Source organism: Nitrincola lacisaponensis (assembly GCF_000691225.1).
Classification (GTDB): Bacteria; Pseudomonadota; Gammaproteobacteria; order Pseudomonadales; family Balneatricaceae; genus Nitrincola; species Nitrincola lacisaponensis.
This window is the reverse complement of record NZ_JMSZ01000032.1, coordinates 658,477-676,866: the sequence shown is the minus strand read 5'-3', so window position 1 is coordinate 676,866 and position 18,390 is coordinate 658,477. Positions and strand designations below refer to the sequence as shown.

Genomic DNA, 18,390 nt, shown 5'->3' with positions numbered 1-18,390 from the left:
GATTATACCACGTTGCATGCAGATTTACGCAAGCTTACTGCCATATTTTTCTTGTATATTCGATAGGCTTGTACAACAATTGTTTTCGAGTAATAAAACTAATATAAAAATACAAATAGTATAAATATCAATGAATTATTTTAAAACATCGAACGTGGTCGTTTAAATGGGTGTGAAAGGGTATCGGCTGGGGCTCAATGCAAAAACGCTGGGTATTACCTTTCTGATTGCATTGCTGGTTGTGGGTGCGACTGCATTGACAGCCCGAGCGTTCGAGCGCCTTCATGCTCTGGTTGAACAGATTAGCCAGGTTGAAATGGAAAACCTGATGACCTCTGTTCGCGTGGTGCAACAAGCCGAGTCGTTGATCAGTCTTGGTCTGATGCTCTATGCCGCTGAAACGCAAAATGAGCGACGTCGGGCTCTGGTTGAATTGACTGACAGGACGGTCTGGATTCGGCATATGACAGCCGAGGTGTCCGCTGTCGGTAACCATGCTGATATGCTGCAGCGTGTTGAAGAGATTCAACAGCAGCTCGACTTGAATATACGTCAGCTGAATCATTTGGTGCGTGATCGCATCAATCAGCGTATCGATGCTGATGGGCAGGAGGAGCTAAGGCTTTTGGCCGCCCAGAATCGGGAGCTTGCGGGTGAGCTTTCGGTGTTGATGGGGTATTTTGCGACTCAGGTGCGCCTGCAAATGACGCAACAAAGCCAGCATTTGCAGCAAGAGATACGTCTGCACCAACAGAATCTGGTTGCGCTGGCGCTGTTTATCTTGCTGTTTGCTGTATTGGCTGGTGCTTATTTTGATTTAACGGTGGTACGACGTATTCTGAAAATGCAACGGGCTGTCAGTAAACCGGTTGTCTCGGTGCAGGACTTTGAGCAGCGCGGTACAGATGAAATTGCACAGCTGTCCCAGACGGTACGCAGTTATATAGAACGTATACAGCAGCAAGAAGCTCACATGCAGTGCATCAATCAGGAACTCTCGTTTCTGGCTGAACATGATCCATTAACCGGCCTGGCCAATCGACGTCACTTTCATGCGGCGGCCAGGCGCCTTCTGCGCCAAAGTTCATTACCTTTATGTGTGGCCTTGTGTGATATCGATCACTTCAAACGCGTCAATGACCAGAAGGGCCATGCTGTCGGTGATGTGGCACTGAAGTATCTGGCAGAACTGCTGGCGGACGGGTTGCGTGAAACCGATGTGTTAGCGCGTTTGGGTGGGGAAGAGTTTGCAGCCATACTGCCTGTGCAGTCACTGGATGATGCGGAACGCTTGTTTAATAAACTGCGTCACTCGCTCGAGGTTAATCCACTATGCTTACCTGATGGGGAGACGGTCCAACTGACCTGCAGTTTCGGGTTGGCGTTGGTTGAGTCGACGCCTTTAGCCCTGGAGGCCAGTGATGACTTTGCTGAAGCCGTGCTGGATGCAGCTCTGCTCGAGGCTGATCAGGCATTGTACAGGGCAAAAGCACAAGGCCGTAACTGTGTGTGCGTGGCAAAGACGGCGATTCAGGCGAATGTATTAGTCGTGGCAGAAGGTGATCAGAATGAATAGATTGAATGTGATATTGCTGGCCTTGTCTCTGTTATTCTCGGTTGGCCAGGTTCAAGCCAGGGATTCAGTTCGTTTGGGTATTCAGCTGGAGCCACCGATGCTGGACCCTACTATGACAGCTGCCGCGGCGGCGGGCGAAATGACCTATGGCAATCTGTTTGAGGGGTTAGTGATCGTTGATGGAAACGGGCAGTTGCGTCCACGCCTCGCTACCGATTGGCAATTGTCTGATGATGGACTGACTTATCGGTTTACGCTGCGTCGCGGCGTGCGCTTTCATGACAGCAGTTCATTTGATGCGCAGGTTGCGCGTTTTTCACTGAACCGGATAATCGCGGCAGACTCACAAAATCCCCAGCGGCAGTGGTTTGACAAGGTGGCTTCGGTCGAGGTCGAAGACAATTTTACGCTGCTGATCCACCTGCATCAGCCGGATGTGTTCTTGCCGTTTTCACTGGCTTTGCCTGCTGCGGTCATGGTGCACCCTGACAGTGTTGCCAATAATGCCCGTCACCCGGTAGGAACAGGTCCATTCAGGCTGGTCGATTGGACACCACAGCGTTCTGTGCGCTTGTCGCGCTTTGATGATTACTGGGGTAAAGCTCCTGCACTGCAGCATGCCGAGTTTGTGTTTATGCATACCAGTGTGGGGACAGAAAATGTACTGGCGGAAGGGCTGGTGGATGGCTTACTCAGCGTCACCCGGGTCACTAATCGGTTTATGGTGCGACCGGATTACCGCATGAGTGCCCGAAAGCTTGAAAGTAAAATGCTGCTGGCAATTAATAATGCTCAGCCTCCTTTCGATGATTTGCGCGTACGGCGCGCCCTGGCGCATGCCATTGACCGGGATGCACTGAGCACCCTCTATGGTCCACAATTTGAACCTGAGTTGATCGGCAGTCATTTTGCACCGTCACATCCGGCATATGTTGATCTGGTGGATCGCTATCCTTATGACCCTCAGCGCTCGATTGAGCTGTTGCAGATGGCCGGTGTTCCGGAAGAGCTGGAGGTGCGCCTGACGATACCACCGACCGACTACGGACGTTATGGTGGCTTAATGATAGCGGATGACCTGGAGGCTATTGGCTTTCGGGTTGAGCTGGAACAGCTGGACTGGAAGTCCTGGATGGAGCAGGTGTTTGAGCAGCGAGATTATGCCTTGACGCTGATCATGCATGTTGAGCCCATGGATCTGAACATCTATGCCCGGGATGACTATTACTTTAACTATGACAACGAGGCGTTCAAAGCGATCTGGTCACAGGTGTTGAATGCACGTACGGAAGCTGAACTCCATCAGCTGCTGGGCGAGGCGCAACGTCAGGTCACTGAAGATGCGGTGAATGTCTTTTTGTTCATGCGCCCTGAGCAGAACTTTATGCATCGCAACCTGCGCGGCATGTGGGAAGGCAGCTACATCCCCTCATTTGTTCTGGAAGATTTGCATTGGGTTGATGGCGATTAGCCGGGACGACGTAACAGAAAACGCCAGCGACTCACCAGCAGGGCGCTGAAAATCAGGATGCAGCCTAAGAGCTGTATCGATGTCATGCGTTCGGCATAGATAAGGATGCCGATCAGGCTTGCCCAGACAGGCTCCAGTGTCATGATTACCGCTGCGTGGCTGGCAGGTGCCATGCCCTGGGCTTTGACCTGCAGAAAAAAACGCATACAGGTACCGATGACGATACTGGCCAGTAACCAGCCAAGCAGGGATGCATTCAGTGTGATGGCTTGCGCTTCAGTGAGTGCAGAGAGAGAAAGCGCGACCAGTCCGGTTACACAGAGCTGGATCGCTGTCAGCGGTAAAGGCGGAATGCGTGCAGCATAGCGACTGTTCAGATTAAAGTGGATCGACAGCATGACCGCGGAAGCCAGAAAAAACAGATCTGATGCGGACAGGGAGAAGCCTCCTTCAATCCTCAGGCAAGCCAGCCCCAGCAGTGCAATCAACATGGCGATCCAGGTGCTGAGCGCAGTTCGGGTAGCGAAGAAAAAACGTCCTACGATGGGTACGAAAACCACGCTGAGGCTGGTGATAAAGGCACCGATTCCCATATTGTCCGAGTGGTACAGACCCATGATCCACAGACACATGGCGATACCCATAATCACCCCCGTCATCAGGGCGCGCAGCCAGGCTTCACCCGCGAGTCGCTTCAGTGCCGAGTAGCCAAAGACTCCCAAAACCAGCCCGGCACAGAAAAATCGGCCACCAATAAACTGCAACGGTGCCATGCCAGTCAGGGCCTCACGTGAGAATACCCAACTGGTGGCGGCCAGCAGTGTTACGGCAACCAGCATCAGATCAGAACGAATGGAGTTGTTGGACATGGGAGTCAATACCTTCAGCTGAAGACAGGCAGCACAGCCTACGCCTCTGTCGGAAAAGTTCAAGAGGTCTTTTTCAATCGCTTGAGCAGCGAACGTCCCATTCGATAGAGGCGTGTGGCTTCTTTACGCATAGAGCCGGGTGTTTTGTCCAGACGTAACCGGTTCAACTGCGCCTGGCGTGCAGCCGGATACAGCTGATCCAGTTGAGCCAGGAGCTGCTCGATACCCGCTGATGGCTGGTCTGGTGCTGTTGACAGGGGGAGCAATAGGTCAGGTTGCAAGAGTGACTGGTTATAATCCAGAGCCTCCTGCAGCCACGTCTCGGCAGTTTTGCTTGGCTCTGCTGAAAGACGGTCGATCTGTGTCAGGAGTGCCAGCAGGGGTGGGCGCTTTCTTGAGCGTTTATCGGGTGCTGCATAAAAGTCATCGAGCTGTATCTTGAACGCCAGGTCGATCTGTCGGGCCGGTTGATTGGCTTTGAGCAACCAGATCACCAAATCAGACTGAGTGGCTTCACGCACGGCTAACGCAGATCTGTCACTGGAGCCGTCCAGCCCCGGCAGGTCTATCAGATGCATCAGTGGCAGGCCTTCGATTTTCAGTGCATAGGCCTGTGTCTCGTCTGTGGCAGGCAGTAAATCGACTTCAGCCTGAGGCGCATTGGTTAACAGATTCACCAGTGTGGACTTGCCGGCATTGATCTGACCAACAAGACAGATACGCAGTGGTGGCTGGGTATCGCTCGCCAAAACCGCCGGGGGTGGTGGAGTGGCTTCCTGGAAGCGCCCGGAATAAAGGTCTATGGCGACACTGACAACTTCTTGCAGAAAGGCTTTTTTCAGCCGCAGCGCTAATTCCGCTTTGACTTCATTAAACAGATGCCCTGTCAGTTGCGAGCGCAGCTCTGCAATGACGCCTGTCGGGGTAAACAGGCGGTAGGTGCGGTAGACCTGCCAGATTTTTTCTATCTGCGCGGTTTTATCACGGTGTCGGTAGATCTGTTTGATCTGTGAGAGTTGAATCTGTTCTGCAAAGGGCAGGTGTTCCAGCACGATACGATGATAGCGACGGCTGACCTCTTCGGTCATCGCCAGAAGTTCGGGTAACGTAAATGCAAGTTCACCCTCAGCTTTGCCGGGCCGGTACTGATTGGCTGTGGCGCTGATCAGGGCCAGTGCATGTTCTCTCAGGAGCTCCCAGCTATCATCTGGTTGCAACTGGCTGTCGAGGGTCTGGTTCAAGCTATGCCAGACCTGAAGATCGAACTCGCTCCAGTCTGGACTGGCCTGGACGAGAGGGGCTGTCTGCTTGTCTGCCTGGGGTTGAATGCTGCGCCTGATGCTATACAGCAGTGCAACGTACACCAGGCTTGATCCTGTCAGTAACAGCGTAAAGTGCAGCAGATAGCCCATCTGGTAGAGCGCCAATAGCCCAAAGCCCATCAGCAGGATGACCGGAAACAGAATTAACAACAGCAGCAATGGCAGTCCATTTGCAGACAGCTGTTTGCTGATGCGCAGGTTATTGAGGAGTTGTTGAATGAGTCGTTTCATGAGCTTTTTCGGCATGAATTCGGGTCAGTGCTTGACGATAGAGCTGCTGCAAAGCCTCTGGAGACAGGGGCTGTTCCTGTTGTTGGTAATACAGGTATTGGCAGGCCACACGACCAATCGCATAGGTCGTCGCAAAACTGATTGCGGCAGCGCTGGCACTTCCCAGTGTGGGTCCATACACCGGCAAGAGCTTAACCAGCTGTCGCAGGCCCAGATGGGAAGCATACTGAATTCCCAGTCCGGCGCCCAGTGTGCCAACAAAGGCCGACAGGTCGCGCCGTCGCCATTGCAGCTGATAGGCGCTGGCTAGCTGTTTGAGCATGGCGGCCTGGAGCGCGGGCACGCTAATGAACCCGACTGCGGGCAGGGTGTCGGTTGCTGCGGCAATGGTGGCATAACGGCGAATGCGCTTTTGGTGTTGCAGAAACAACTGCTGCTCAGCCAGTTTGTGCTGATGTTTCTGGCTCAGTTGAGCCGCATCAGGTAACAGCTGGACAAGGTGCTGCAACAGCTCATCGCCACCTTCAGGGTCGGCAGGGTCAGCAAGCTCCAGCTGCACCTGAGGTATGGGCTTCCCCCAGATCTGCTCGATCTGCTGTTGTTGATATGCTTGCGCTGCACACTGATCCTGTGTATTTACAATTTGATTTTTTGCTGTATGTAATACTAGTAATTTATTGATATAAGATGATTTTTTTATTTCTTTCAGAGCGCTTAGCAGGCTGCTTTGTTCCGGGTCATCAAGTCGTACGCAGAGCAGCAGGGCGTGGCTTTGTGCGGCACAAATGGCCAGATCATCGGCTGGATCATAACCGGGTTCACCCAGCCCGCGCGCATCGAGAAATCTCAGCCAGGGTTCATGTTCCGGAAATTCATAGAGCTGCGCGGTGGCGGTGCAGGGGCGAAAGCCTGAGCCTATCTGCGCTTCAGTATTGCCGGTCAGGAAGCGTATCAAAGACGTCTTTCCTGATCCGGTTTTACCCAGTAACCAGAGTGTTGGCAAGGCGGATATGGGAGATCTATGCGACACCATTCAGGCCCTCATGCATCGGTTGTGGTGACGCCATTGTGACATAGATGAAATATTGTTGTGATCTCATGTCGTTAATTCATTTAAAAAAGCTGCTGAAATATAAGCGTTCTTCATGGTTTCTGTTATATTGACGTAAACTTTGGTCTAAGAGTATGTAAACTATGACGAAGATTATGAGCGTTCGTTTCATTATCAACGTGCTGTTTGGTCTGATGCTGGCAATTTTGTTATTGACCGGTGGTTTTGCCATTTTCAGTGCCAACAAGCTCAGTGATGACCTGACGTTTTTGCAATCAGAAACGGCCAGTGTAGCCGACAGTCTGACACAATCTGTGGATGCCCTGACGCAGATGGAGAAGCAGGTCAAGCAGCTGTCAGAGGCGCAGAACTCTCTTGCCACCCTGCAAGCTTTGCGTCAGCGTCTGGATGAAACAGAGCAAGCCAGTGGCGAAATTGATGCCGGTCTGAATCAGTTGCGTGAAGTGTCTTCGCAACAGACTGAAAGCATGAATCAAATCAGTGAAGTGACTCAGCATATTGCCACCAATCTGGAGATGGTTTCGGGCCCGTTGCATGCCATGATTACGGCTGCTCAGCAGATCAACCAGCACTCCCTGCAGACGCTGATTGATTTCTACAAGCTGGGCCAGAATGAGCCAGGCGCACTGGAATCACTGGAGGAAAATCTGCAGCAAATCTATCGTGGCACCTCGGCGATGACCAGTGCCATGTTCAATGTTGATCAAAGTGATGATACACGCACCTTGCTGGTTGATTTGCGACGTGATCTGCGCCCGTTTAGGGGTGAGGTGCGTCGTTATGCGCGGATGGAGAACTCTCCGGAGCGTCGTGCCTTGGCCGCTGAAATTATTGCAACGACGGAAGGGCTGATTGAGCTGTCAGTGCGCATCCAGCAGGGCAGTCTGGAGCTGGCCAACCGGACAGCAGCCGAGGCCAATGAGCTGGCGCAACAAACCCAGTCGGCAACGGCACAGCAGATTGCCGCCAGTGCGACCTCTGCAGAGGTGTTGGACAATGCCTTGCTGCTGATTAACCAGTCCAATGTCAGTACCCGTTCTGTTATCAGTGACCTGACCGGTTCGGTTCAACAGTTAACCCTGTCCCTGCAGAGCATTCCTGAGGTCGAGCGTCAGATTGAAACTTCTTTGTCTGCCATACAGCGGGCGGTCGCATCAGATCAGATGGAGCGGATCGATGAAGCAGGCAACCGGGCATTGCAGGCGCAGCGTAATGCTGAGACCGTACCGGTGGTATTGTTAGTCTTTATCCTGTTTGCGTTGGCTGTCAGTGTCACTGTCGGTATCTTGCTGCAGCGTGTTCTGGTGCAACCCTTGGCCAATTTTGTGAATGGTGTGCGCCGGGTGACTGCCAATGATCTGCGTACCCGCGTCAGTGATGCCGGGGCTGTCGGTGAATTGAAACTCGTGATTGCGTCAGTCAATGCAATGATTGAGGGTTTGCGTCAAAACGTTGTGGATATGACTCAGTCCGGCCAGAGTATTAGCGAAAGCGCTCAGATGATGGCCAATACATCCAGTAAAACACGTGACGCGCTGGAGCAGCAAAAACAGGGTGAGCAGGCGATTATCGACTCCACCAGTGCGCTGGCTGAAATGGTGCGCCTGGTGGCGGACAGTGGTAGCAAGGCGGGCGAGCAGGCTCAGGCAGCCGATGAGCTGATCAAGCTCAGTCAGCAGGATATCGAGAATGCAAAGCGTGAAATGGCGAGTCTGGCCGATACAGTCAACCGCTCTAATGAGGTGATCCAGTCACTGAAACAGCAAAGCGATAACATTGGTCAAGTGATCAGTGTGATTCAGAATGTGTCCGCGCAAACCAACTTGCTGGCTCTGAATGCCGCCATTGAAGCCGCACGTGCAGGTGAGCATGGCCGGGGATTTGCTGTGGTAGCCGATGAGGTCCGTCAACTGGCACAGCGCACCAGTGATGCAACAGTGGAGATACGTGAGCTGATTGAGCAGATTCAGGCCGGTTCAGATATGGGCGTTGAGTCTATGACCAATGGTTTGGCACAGGTTGCGCGGAATACGGCTGCGACTGAATCTGTTGCACATTCACTGGAGTCTGTGATTGAGCAGGTCGGTACGATCAGTCGCCTGAATATGGAAATCGGCGAACATACCCGCTTGCAGTTGCAGCAACTGGATACCATTGAAGCCGGTGTCGAAAGCGTCCGGCGTCAATCAGAAGAGGCCAGTGAAGCTGTACTGGATAATGTCAGTGCCAGTGAAAATCTCAATAGCACGGCCGGTCGTCTTGGCGATCTGGTCAAGCGCTTCTCCATCTGATCACAGGGCCAGCTGAAGCTGTTCTTCTTGCTGTATGGGTGTCGTCGCGGTCATTGTCATCGGATGGCGATTACCCAGCAGCAGGCAGAAGCTTTTACCATGCTGGCAAGCCTCACCCAGTGCTTTCACTGTCGCATGACTGACTGAAGGCTCTGGCCAGGCAACAACCAGACTATTCAATCCATTACATACACAGGTGCTCAGGGTCTTCAACCACTGATGCCGATTGCGTGTGTGCACGATACGCAGTTTGCGAATATCGACTCCGGCATCAATCAGTTGTTGCTGCTCAGGCAGTTCAGGCGGATCAATCAGGGTGACCCAGCGAGACTGCAGGCTGGCATCGGCCAGCAAAGGCAGGAACTGCGTCGGCTGGCGAATAATGGATTCAATGGCAGTGTGGGCTTGATACATGACAGCACCTCATTAACTGTTCATTTATACAGTATATGTATTTATATACAGTATCCCGAGGTGTGTCAAATACTCTGATCAAAAAAGATTCAATGGCAGTTTCAGATAGATCTGTCCGTTATCCTCGGCAGGCGGAAATGCACCTGCACGCATGTTGATCTGAACAGATGGCAGGATCAGACGAGGCATGGCCAACGTCTCATCACGTGCCGTACGCATCTTAACAAAGCTGGCTTCATCAATACCTTCATGTATATGAATATTCTGTTGGCGCTGCTCGGCAACCGTCGTGACATGGCAGTAATGATCCCGCCCGGGTGCTTTATAGTCATGACAGAGGTACAGTCGTGTATGCGGTGGCAGTGCCAGAAGGCGCTGTATGGAACGGTATAAGAGGCGTGCATCTCCGCCAGGAAAATCGCAGCGAGCCGTGCCGTAGTCAGGCATGAACAGGGTGTCACCGACAAACACTGCATCACCAAACCGATAACTCATACAGGCGGGTGTATGACCCGGGGTATGCAAAACTTCGCAGCTGTGGCGGCCAAGGGGCAAGTGGTCGCCTTCACGGAGCAGGCGGTCGAATTGGCTGCCATCCCGAGCAAATTCATGGCCTGCGTTAAATACCTTGCCAAAAATCTGTTGTACCTGGATGATCTGCGCACCTATCGCTATTTTTCCGCCGGTGCGTTGCTTCAGGAAGGGTGCGGCAGACAGGTGGTCAGCATGCACATGGGTTTCCAGAATCCAGCTGACCTGTAGCTGCCGATCCTCGATCCATGTCAGTATTCGTTCAGCCGAGTCGGTGCGAGTGCGTCCTGACTCGTATTCAAAATCGAGCACAGAGTCAATAATGGCGCAATCCTGTGCCTCCAGGTCGGCCACTACATAGCTGAATGTATTGGTGGGCTCGTCAAAAAATGCTTCGATATGCAGTGACTGAGGTGCTTCCGGACTCATGACTTTCCTCTGTAATTTTTGCTAAAATCGCGTTATCACGGTTTAGAATAAACTTATAACCAATTGCCTGTTTATATATTAGCGGATAAGACATCCTGGATGAACATCAAACGTTATTTTCCCATACTGCAGTGGTTGCCACTGTACAGTCGTGAAACGCTGGTCAGCGACCTGCTGGCGGCGGTCATCGTGACGTTGATGCTGATTCCGCAATCACTGGCCTACGCCATGCTGGCGGGTTTGCCACCGGAAGTCGGTGTGTATGCCAGTATAGCGCCATTAATCCTCTATGCGATTTTTGGCACCAGTCGTACCCTGGCGGTCGGACCTGTCGCCATCATTGCACTGATGACGGCTGCTGCAGCCGGAAACATGGCTATTCAGGGAACTGAAGAGTATGTCACGCTGGTGCTGGTATTGACCTTTATGTCGGGCGTCATGCTGCTGTTGATGGGGATTATGCGGCTGGGATTTCTGGCTAATTTTCTCAGCCACCCGGTCATTTCCGGCTTCATTACCGCGTCAGGGTTGATCATTGCCTCCAGTCAGGTGCGCCATTTACTGGGCCTGGAGGTCGAGGGCGCCAACTTTTTCATGGTGATCCATGGCTTGTTCAGCAGCCTTGGTGAGATTCATCTGATCAGCGTTATTCTGGGTGTGGGGACGCTGGTATTTTTATATGCGAACCGGCGCTGGGGAAAGTCTTTCCTGAATCGAGCAGGGGTTAGCCTCTATACCGCGGATATGTTGAGCAAAGCATCTCCGGTGTTTGCCGTGACAATGACTACATTAATCACCTGGCACTGGCAGCTGGATCAGGTGGGCGTTCGTGTTGTTGGTCATCTGCCTTCTGGTTTGCCGCCATTCAGCTTACCGCCAATGCATCCAGCATTGTGGCAGGACCTGTTCGTTGCAGCCTTGCTGATCAGTATTATGGGATTTGTAGGATCTGTATCTGTAGGTCAGACACTGGCAGCAAAACGGCGTCAGCGCATCGATCCTGACCAGGAGCTGATTGGATTGGGGGCGGCTAATCTGGGTGCTGCCTTTACCAGCGGGATGCCGGTCAGTGGTGGCTTTGCCCGTTCAAGTGTGAATTATGATGCAGGCGCTGCGACACCTGCTGCCGGCGCCTTTTCGGCTATTGGGTTTGCGGTTGTGGCGTTGTTTATGACGCCGCTGATTACCTACTTGCCGGTGGCGACACTGGGTGCGATTATTATTGTTTCGATTTTGTCATTGATTGACTTCAAGTCGATACAGCATACCTTTGCGTACTCAAAAAGTGATTTTGCCGCCATGCTGATCACGATTGTTGCAACGCTGCTGCTCGGCGTTGAAGTGGGTATCCTGGCGGGGGTGGGGTTGTCCCTGCTGCTGTATTTATACCGTACCAGCCGCCCTCATTATGCAGTGATTGGACGCTTGCCAAACAGTGAGCATTTTCGGAATGCTGAGCGTCATGCGGTTGAAACCGATGAGCGTCTGGTGCTTTTGCGTATTGATGAAAGCCTGTACTTTGCCAATTCACGTTATCTTGAAGATATTGTCATGGGGTTGGTGATTCGTTACCCGCAGGTGAGGCATCTGGTGTTGAGTTGTCAGGCAGTGAATCTGATTGATGCATCGGCACTCGACAGTTTGCGTACGATTAATCGGCGCCTGAAAGATTCCGGGGTGCAAATGCATCTGGCAGAAGTCAAAGGGCCGGTCATGGACCGTTTGAAGACCACCGATTTTCTGGATGAAATGAGCGGTGTGGTGTACATGAGTACCTATGACGCCTGGAAAGTCCTGCATGAGCGCGCCGAAGCGGAGGAATCTGGTCAGTCAAACGACTGACCAGAGGGTTGTCAGGCAGCTCAGGCGCGTGACAGGAATTTGCCGGTCTCGGTGTTGATTTTGACTTTTTCGCCCGATTCCAGATACTCCGGTACCTGTAGCTCAAGTCCGGTCGCAAAACGGGCCGGCTTGGTACGTCCGGTTGCGCTTGCAGCCTTCATTCCCGGGACGGTTTCCAGTATCTCCATAACCACCGTGCCAGGCAGTTCAACGGTAATCAGGTTGCCGTCAACCAGCAGGGCTACAATACCTTCCATACCATCCATCAGATACGGCAGTTGAGCCTCAATAGCGTCCCCATTGATGCTGTACTGACTGTAATCCTCTTGATCCATAAAGGTGTAGAGGTCATCTTCCTTGTACAGGTAGGAGACTTTACGGCGTTCCAGCTGCACATCTTTCAGAATGTCGTCACCGACGTAAGTTTCTTCGTGCTTGCGACCACCAGGAACCTGGTTGAAGCGGATTTTGTACAGGGTTGCAGCACCTCGGGCAGAAGGGCTTTTTACATCTACTTGGTTGGCAATATAAAGCGAGCCATTAATTTCAACAACATGGCCGCGTTTAATTTCTGAGGCTTTTGGCATATAGGGTTCTCAAGGATAAATGTTGGCTGATTTTAACCGAGCCGGGTGGTGCATTCGAGAAATATCTTTCGTTATGTTCGGCTGTCCATGCGAGGGCTTACCCATTGCTGCAGTCGGTCCAGGCAGCTATCGGCAGTAACAGCCAGAAGGCCTATCAATATAGCCCCCTGAAGCACATAGGCTGTATTGCCATTCACCAGCCCTGAAATCACCGGATCCCCGAGTGTTGTTGCGCCTATAGTGGAGCCTATGGCTGCGGTGGCTATATTGATGGTAACGGAGGTTCTGATGCCGCCAATAATGATATTGGCGGCGAGAGGCATTTCTACCTGCCACAGCACTTGCAAAGGGGACATTCCCATGCCGCGCGCGGACTCGAGCAGAGCGGGGTCAATGCTGTGTATACCGACAAGGGTGTTGCGTACAATTGGCAACAGGCCATAGAGTGACAGCGCCATAATGGTGGGCAAGGCGCCAAAGCCGAGCAGGGGAACTGCTAAAGCCAGCACAGCAACCGGTGGAAAGGTCTGTCCCATCGAAGCTACCTGGGTGACCAAGGGGAGAAAGTCACGACCATATGGACGGGTTACAAATACAGCACTTGCGAGACCCAAGCTGATAGAGATCAACGCCGCGAGACCAACCAGTAATAGATGATTTCCCAATAACAAGGCAAAGCTGTCACGGCTGTAAATCACCTGTCGATGACCGGGTGCAATCTGTCTGAACAATTCCTCCAGCCAGGGTAGTCCCAGGGTAGCCAGAAACAGACACATCCCCCAGAACAGAGGTAGTCCCCAAAATAGCAGGCGCTTTCGGTTAGACATGGCTGTCGGCCCGGATAATACGATCCAGCGGCAAGTAACCCACCAATGAGTCGCCTTCATAAACACGTAATTGCTGGCATTGATGCCAAAGCATAATGGATAGCGCCTGACGCAGGCTGTCGTGTAGCTGAATCGCTGGAGCCTGATCAAGACTGTTTGGACCGGGCAGAGGGAGCATACGCTCGGCAACACGCAGTAACCCGGCTTGTTTAAGGCCGCGGTCTTCACCTCCGAGCAACTGAGCAACAAAATCATTGGCAGGGTTAAGCAGCAGTTCAGCGGGGCTGGCCTGCTGGATGATTTTACCCTGATCCATCACCACAATCTGGCTCGCCAGTTTCAGGGCTTCATCCATATCATGCGTGACAAATACCAGTGTTTTATGAATCTTGCGTTGAATACGCAAGAGCTCATTTTGTAGCGTTTCCCGGGTGATAGGGTCCAGGGCACCGAAGGGCTCATCCATCAACAGAATGTCCGGGTCTCCCGCCAGTGCACGAGCTACACCGACACGCTGTGCTTGTCCGCCGGATAACTCGGAAGGGTATTTATGTGCAAACTCAGCGTAGGGCAAGTTGAGTAGCTCAAGCAGCTCCTCAACCCGCTCAGTCACACGTGCCTCTGACCAACCAAGTAATCGTGGCACCAAAGAGATGTTACGGGCAACGGGCCAGTGAGGAAAAAGCCCTGTGCTCTGAATGGCATAACCAATACGTCGGCGCAGTTGCTGTTCATCCAGTTGGCTGATCTCTTGACCTTCGATTGTCAGCAGGCCGGATGAGTGAGGGATTAAACGATTGATCATACGTAAAGTAGTGGATTTGCCACAACCCGATGTACCGACCAATACACAAAACTCTCCCTGGTTAATGCGCAGATCGATTGCATCCGCGGCCAGCGTATTACCAAAGCGCTTGGTGACCTGTTGCAGCTCAATCATTGTTTGGCTCCATTTCGGAATAAACCAGCCAGGCCAGAAAAGAGCAAATCAGCCAGCAATGCCATGACCAGAATAGGCAGGGCACCTAATAAAATCATATCCATCGCTGCTTGCCCCAGTCCCTGAAAGATAAAACTGCCCAAGCCTCCTGCGCCAATCAGTGCCGCAACGGCGGTCAGGCCTATAGCCTGGATGCTGGTGATGCGTACGCCCTCCAGGATCACGGGCATGGCCAAGGGCAGTCGCACGTGTAAAAACACCTGTACCCGGCTCATTCCCATACCTCTGGCCGATTCAAGCACTGCATAAGGTACCTCTTCTAATGCTATGAAAATATTGCGAGATATTGGAAGAAGACTGTAAGCGACCAAGGCGATTAAAGCAGGTGCCCAGCCTATGCCACTGACATTAATTGACTGCAGAAATTCACTGCGGGATGCCAGGTAGCCCAGCGGCGCAATCAGCAAACCGAATAGCGCCAGGCTGGGAATTGTCTGAACAAAGTTCAGCAGCCCGAATATGAACTTCTGTATAAAAGGCCATTGGCGCATCAGGGATACCAGCAGAAAACCTGATAGCAAACTGATACCAACGGCCCCACAAACCAGTAATAAATGGACTCGCAGGGCATCCTGAAACTGCGACGAGCGGGCGGTGTATTCGCGTACCAGCGCAAGGGATTCAATCTGCCCTGTGTGATAGACCCAAAACAGGCAGATCAGGGGCAGCATGAGCAATATCAGGATTTTTAAGCGACTGAGGTGCATTTTCTGTTGCAGCTCAATCAGCATGAGTGCTGCAAAAAACAATAGCAGCCAAAAGCCTGAGGCAATCCCTGTGCGGGCATGGGGCAGAGTATCCGGCACTTGTACGCTGCTAAATCCAGCCAGGCCCAGTGGTAACTGAAGCAGCAGCAAAATGAGACATACAAGTTGTACGGCATGCCTGTATCGCAACCGGGTAAATGACGCAGCGATGATAAACAGCAGCAAGGCTGTCATACAGAACGCCCAGGGCCAGCCGAGGGCTGCATCCGCACTGAAACCGGTACCTGGAACGATGCGATTAGGTTGAAAGGACAGAAAGTCGAGAGACCAGAACGACAGGAGTGATGCGCAGCTCAATACTGGCATCACCCTGTCAGTTGGTAGGATGTTCATGGCCGCTTACAACGTTTCTCAGGGACTGAGTGAGTCTAAAAAGCGCCGGGCTACTTGCGCTGGATCTTCACCATTCACAGCCACATCGCCATTGAGTCTCTGCAAGGTCTGCAGGTTCAGGGCAGCAAACACGGGCTTCAGTAGCTCATCAATCTGGGGATAGGCCTCCAGAGTGCTTTCACGGATAACCGGTGCTGGTTGGTAAACTGGCTGAACTCCGCGGGTATCCTCTAGTACAATCAAGTCCAGTGCCTGTAAGCCCCCGTCGGTACCGTAGGTCATGGCAGCATTGACACCGCTGGTTTGCAGAGCTGCAGCGCGCAGTGTTGCAGCCGTGTTACCGCCGGAAAGAATCAGCAACTGTTCAGATTCCAGAGTAAAGCCGTAAGCATCCTGAAATGCAGGAAGGGCACTGGGAGAGTCTACAAACTCAGCACTGGCAGCAAATTTGAACGCACCGCCGTTATTCAGGTAGTCAGCCAGATCATCCAGAGTGTTCAGGCTTTCATTTCGTGACAGATCCCCCCGGACGCTCATGGCCCAGGTATTGTTTGCATCTGCTGGCTGCAGCCATACCAGCTTGTTTTGCTCATAATCCAGCTCTTTAACCAGTTCATATGCCGCTTGCGCATCTTTCCATACCGGGCTGTCTGCACGATCGAAGAAAAATGCGCCATTACCGGTATATTCCGGATAGATGTCTATTTCCCCGCTGATTAGTGCATTACGTACAATGCTGGTACCACCCAGTTGAATCCGATTAGTGACGGGAATCCCGGCATCATCGAGAACCTGGTAAATCAAGTGACCCAACACTGAGCCTTCTGTATCAATTTTGGAGGAAACGACAACAGTCTGCTGTGCCAATGCGGAGGTTGATAGCGCCACTGCGCTGGTTAGGAGAAGGGTGCGAAAAAGTCCGGATGCATACATAACCAAATCCTGCTTTTGAGTCACTCTGTCAGGCACCCGCAGGATGCCTGACCTGAGTTGTTACTTCAACAGTAACCCGTCTGCACGGAACATTGATTTAATTCCCCGCAGTGCCTGACGTATACGGTCCTGATTCTCAATCAGAGCAAAACGTACATGGTCATCACCATAATCACCAAAGCCTATGCCGGGCGATACCGACACCTTGGCGTCTGCAAGCATTTTTTTGGCAAACTCAAGTGAGCCCAGATGCGCATAAGCCTCAGGAATCTTGGCCCAGACATACATGGAGGCCTTTGGCTTTTCAACCATCCAGCCGATTTCATGTAGCCCTTTGACCAGTACATCCCGTCGCTTCTGGTAACTTTCAGCTATTTCGTGCACGCATTCCTGATCACCTTCCAGTGCAGCAATCGCGGCGACCTGCAGCGGAGTAAAAGTTCCATAATCATGATAGCTCTTGATGCGCGACAGGGCATTGACCAGTTCAGGATTTCCGACCATAAAACCGATGCGCCAACCGGCCATGTTGTAGCTTTTTGAGAGGGTAAAAAATTCAACAGCGACCTCTTTGGCGCCGGGGACCTGCATGATAGACGGTGCTTTCCAGCCATCAAATACGATGTCGGCGTATGCCAGGTCATGAACGACCAGGACGCCATGCTCCTTGGCCAGTCCGATAACACGCTCAAAGAAGTCGATTTCGACACACTGTGCGGTAGGGTTGGATGGAAACCCTAGAATCATCATTTTCGGTTTGGGAATGCTTTCCTTAATGGCGCGCTCCAGTTCAGCAAAGAAGTCCACACCCGGAATCAGTGGCACTGAACGCACCTGCGCACCGGCAATCACGGCGCCGTATATATGAATAGGGTAGCTGGGGTTGGGAACCAGTACGCCATCGCCGCGATCCAGTGTCGCCAGCATTAAATGCGCCAGTCCCTCTTTAGAGCCAATGGTGACAATCGCTTCTGTTTCCGGATCAATTTCGACATCGAAGCGATCCCGGTACCAGTGGCTGATTGCCCGACGTAAACGGGGGATGCCGCGGGATGTGGAATATCCGTGCGTATCCGGACGCTGGGCAACGGTACAGAGTTTTTCCACGATGTGGGGTGGGGTAGCTCCATCGGGGTTACCCATGCTGAGATCGATGATGTCCTCGCCACGGCGGCGGGCAGCCATTTTCAGTTCAGCCGTAATATTGAATACGTATGGAGGCAGGCGTTCGATGCGCTCGAAACGAAGCGGTGTTTTATCCGTCATGATGTATTCTCACGTAAGCGCCCGGAACCGTCCGAGCGACGCTGGTCACAGTGTGCGACCGCAAAACAGATTAACAGAAATCAGGGTAATCGCCAGAGGGCAATGCATAAAAATATGTTCATCGATTAAAAACCTTAATCGTCATGCTGATTTATAACAATTTTATTAAATATTTAACTCTTGCTATGCTCCGTTTTTATATCCTCGTGCGTACACAGCGATATCACAGGCCGGAGACAGAACATGCCATTGAGCAATGCCATTATTAAAATCACCAATCTGCGATTGCGCACCTATATTGGCTTTAATCCCGAAGAGCGTGAGAAAAAGCAGGATGTGGTGATCAATGCTGAAATTCACTATCCCATTAACCGGGGTTGCCTGTCTGATCAGGTGGATGCAGCATTGGATTACAAGGCAATAACCAAGCAGATTATTGCTCATGTTGAAGATGGGCAGTTTTTGCTGCTGGAAAAACTGGTATCTGATGTGCTGAATATCTGCACTCAGGCCGATGTGGTCACCCATGCCCAGGTCAGAATCGACAAGCCACATGCTCTCAGGTTTGCCGACTCTGTGTCCCTGACGCTTCACTATGATAAACGCTGATTTTGAGCGCACAGGAGTAT

16 protein-coding genes are annotated in these 18,390 nt (G+C 52.1%); 5 read left to right on the top strand and 11 right to left on the bottom strand.

The genetic code is table 11. The annotated features are described in order from the left end of the window. Window positions 1–166: 166 nt before the first annotated feature. Both ADINL_RS16065 and ADINL_RS13015 read left to right on the top strand, forming a co-directional pair. Window positions 167–1,576, top strand: a complete 1,410-nt coding sequence (locus tag ADINL_RS16065; RefSeq protein WP_051632805.1) for a GGDEF domain-containing protein — start codon at window positions 167–169, stop codon at window positions 1,574–1,576. Continuing rightward, window positions 1,569–3,047 (top strand): ABC transporter substrate-binding protein, encoded by a 1,479-nt coding sequence (locus ADINL_RS13015; RefSeq protein ID WP_051632804.1) that lies wholly within the window; start codon window positions 1,569–1,571, stop codon window positions 3,045–3,047. The genes ADINL_RS16065 and ADINL_RS13015 overlap by 8 nt, the downstream gene beginning before the upstream one ends. Here ADINL_RS13015 and ADINL_RS13010 read toward each other — a convergent pair. The 3 genes from ADINL_RS13010 to ADINL_RS13000 are packed head-to-tail and all read right to left on the bottom strand — an operon-like array spanning window position 3,044 to window position 6,502. Continuing rightward, a complete protein-coding gene (locus ADINL_RS13010) occupies window positions 3,044–3,916 on the bottom strand; it encodes a DMT family transporter (RefSeq protein ID WP_036548586.1) in 873 nt (290 codons plus the stop codon). The genes ADINL_RS13015 and ADINL_RS13010 overlap by 4 nt on opposite strands. Window positions 3,917–3,975: 59 nt before the next feature. After that, complete coding sequence (locus tag ADINL_RS13005) at window positions 3,976–5,469, bottom strand: GTPase family protein (RefSeq protein WP_051632803.1); 1,494 nt, start codon at window positions 5,467–5,469, stop codon at window positions 3,976–3,978. Next, window positions 5,438–6,502 carry a YcjF family protein gene (locus ADINL_RS13000; protein ID WP_152547677.1) on the bottom strand — a complete coding sequence of 355 codons (1,065 nt, stop codon included), beginning with the start codon at window positions 6,500–6,502 and terminating at the stop codon, window positions 5,438–5,440. Before ADINL_RS13000 ends, ADINL_RS13005 begins: the two co-directional genes overlap by 32 nt. Before the next feature lie 161 nt (window positions 6,503–6,663). Here ADINL_RS13000 and ADINL_RS12995 point away from each other — a divergent pair, with 161 nt between their 5' ends. Beyond that, the gene (locus ADINL_RS12995) at window positions 6,664–8,832 is read left to right on the top strand and encodes a methyl-accepting chemotaxis protein (protein ID WP_036548583.1); all 2,169 of its coding nucleotides are present in this window, start codon (window positions 6,664–6,666) and stop codon (window positions 8,830–8,832) included. On the opposite strand, the gene ADINL_RS12990 is transcribed toward ADINL_RS12995, so the two are convergent. Continuing rightward, window positions 8,833–9,246, bottom strand: a complete 414-nt coding sequence (locus ADINL_RS12990; protein ID WP_036548580.1) for a SulA-like leucine-rich domain-containing protein — start codon at window positions 9,244–9,246, stop codon at window positions 8,833–8,835. Between the two features lie 78 nt (window positions 9,247–9,324). Further along, entirely contained in the window at window positions 9,325–10,206 is an 882-nt protein-coding gene (locus tag ADINL_RS12985) for an MBL fold metallo-hydrolase (RefSeq protein WP_051632801.1), read from the bottom strand. A gap of 99 nt (window positions 10,207–10,305) precedes the next feature. Between ADINL_RS12985 and ADINL_RS12980 the strand changes: the two genes are divergently transcribed. Continuing rightward, window positions 10,306–12,048: a SulP family inorganic anion transporter gene (locus ADINL_RS12980; RefSeq protein WP_036548578.1), complete on the top strand. Its 1,743-nt coding sequence runs from the start codon at window positions 10,306–10,308 to the stop codon at window positions 12,046–12,048. A gap of 20 nt (window positions 12,049–12,068) precedes the next feature. On the opposite strand, the gene efpL is transcribed toward ADINL_RS12980, so the two are convergent. The 6 genes from efpL to alaC form a co-directional block, all read right to left on the bottom strand. Next, entirely contained in the window at window positions 12,069–12,635 is a 567-nt protein-coding gene (efpL, locus tag ADINL_RS12975; protein WP_036548576.1) for an elongation factor P-like protein EfpL, read from the bottom strand. Window positions 12,636–12,706: 71 nt separating this feature from the next. After that, window positions 12,707–13,462: an ABC transporter permease gene (locus tag ADINL_RS12970; RefSeq protein ID WP_084154515.1), complete on the bottom strand. Its 756-nt coding sequence runs from the start codon at window positions 13,460–13,462 to the stop codon at window positions 12,707–12,709. Further along, window positions 13,455–14,402, bottom strand: coding sequence for an ABC transporter ATP-binding protein (locus tag ADINL_RS12965; protein WP_036548570.1), 948 nt, complete (start codon window positions 14,400–14,402; stop codon window positions 13,455–13,457). The genes ADINL_RS12970 and ADINL_RS12965 overlap by 8 nt, the downstream gene beginning before the upstream one ends. Further along, window positions 14,399–15,562 (bottom strand): ABC transporter permease, encoded by a 1,164-nt coding sequence (locus ADINL_RS12960; RefSeq protein ID WP_036548568.1) that lies wholly within the window; start codon window positions 15,560–15,562, stop codon window positions 14,399–14,401. Before ADINL_RS12960 ends, ADINL_RS12965 begins: the two co-directional genes overlap by 4 nt. 18 nt (window positions 15,563–15,580) lie before the next feature. After that, window positions 15,581–16,495 (bottom strand): glycine betaine ABC transporter substrate-binding protein OsmF, encoded by a 915-nt coding sequence (gene osmF / locus ADINL_RS12955; protein WP_036548565.1) that lies wholly within the window; start codon window positions 16,493–16,495, stop codon window positions 15,581–15,583. A 60-nt stretch (window positions 16,496–16,555) separates the two neighbouring features. Continuing rightward, window positions 16,556–17,761 (bottom strand): alanine transaminase, encoded by a 1,206-nt coding sequence (alaC, locus tag ADINL_RS12950; protein WP_036548560.1) that lies wholly within the window; start codon window positions 17,759–17,761, stop codon window positions 16,556–16,558. Window positions 17,762–18,004: 243 nt separating this feature from the next. On the opposite strand from alaC, the gene folX reads away from it, so the two are divergent. Continuing rightward, window positions 18,005–18,370, top strand: a complete 366-nt coding sequence (gene folX, locus ADINL_RS12945) for a dihydroneopterin triphosphate 2'-epimerase (protein ID WP_036548556.1) — start codon at window positions 18,005–18,007, stop codon at window positions 18,368–18,370. The last annotated feature ends 20 nt before the right edge of the window (window positions 18,371–18,390 follow it).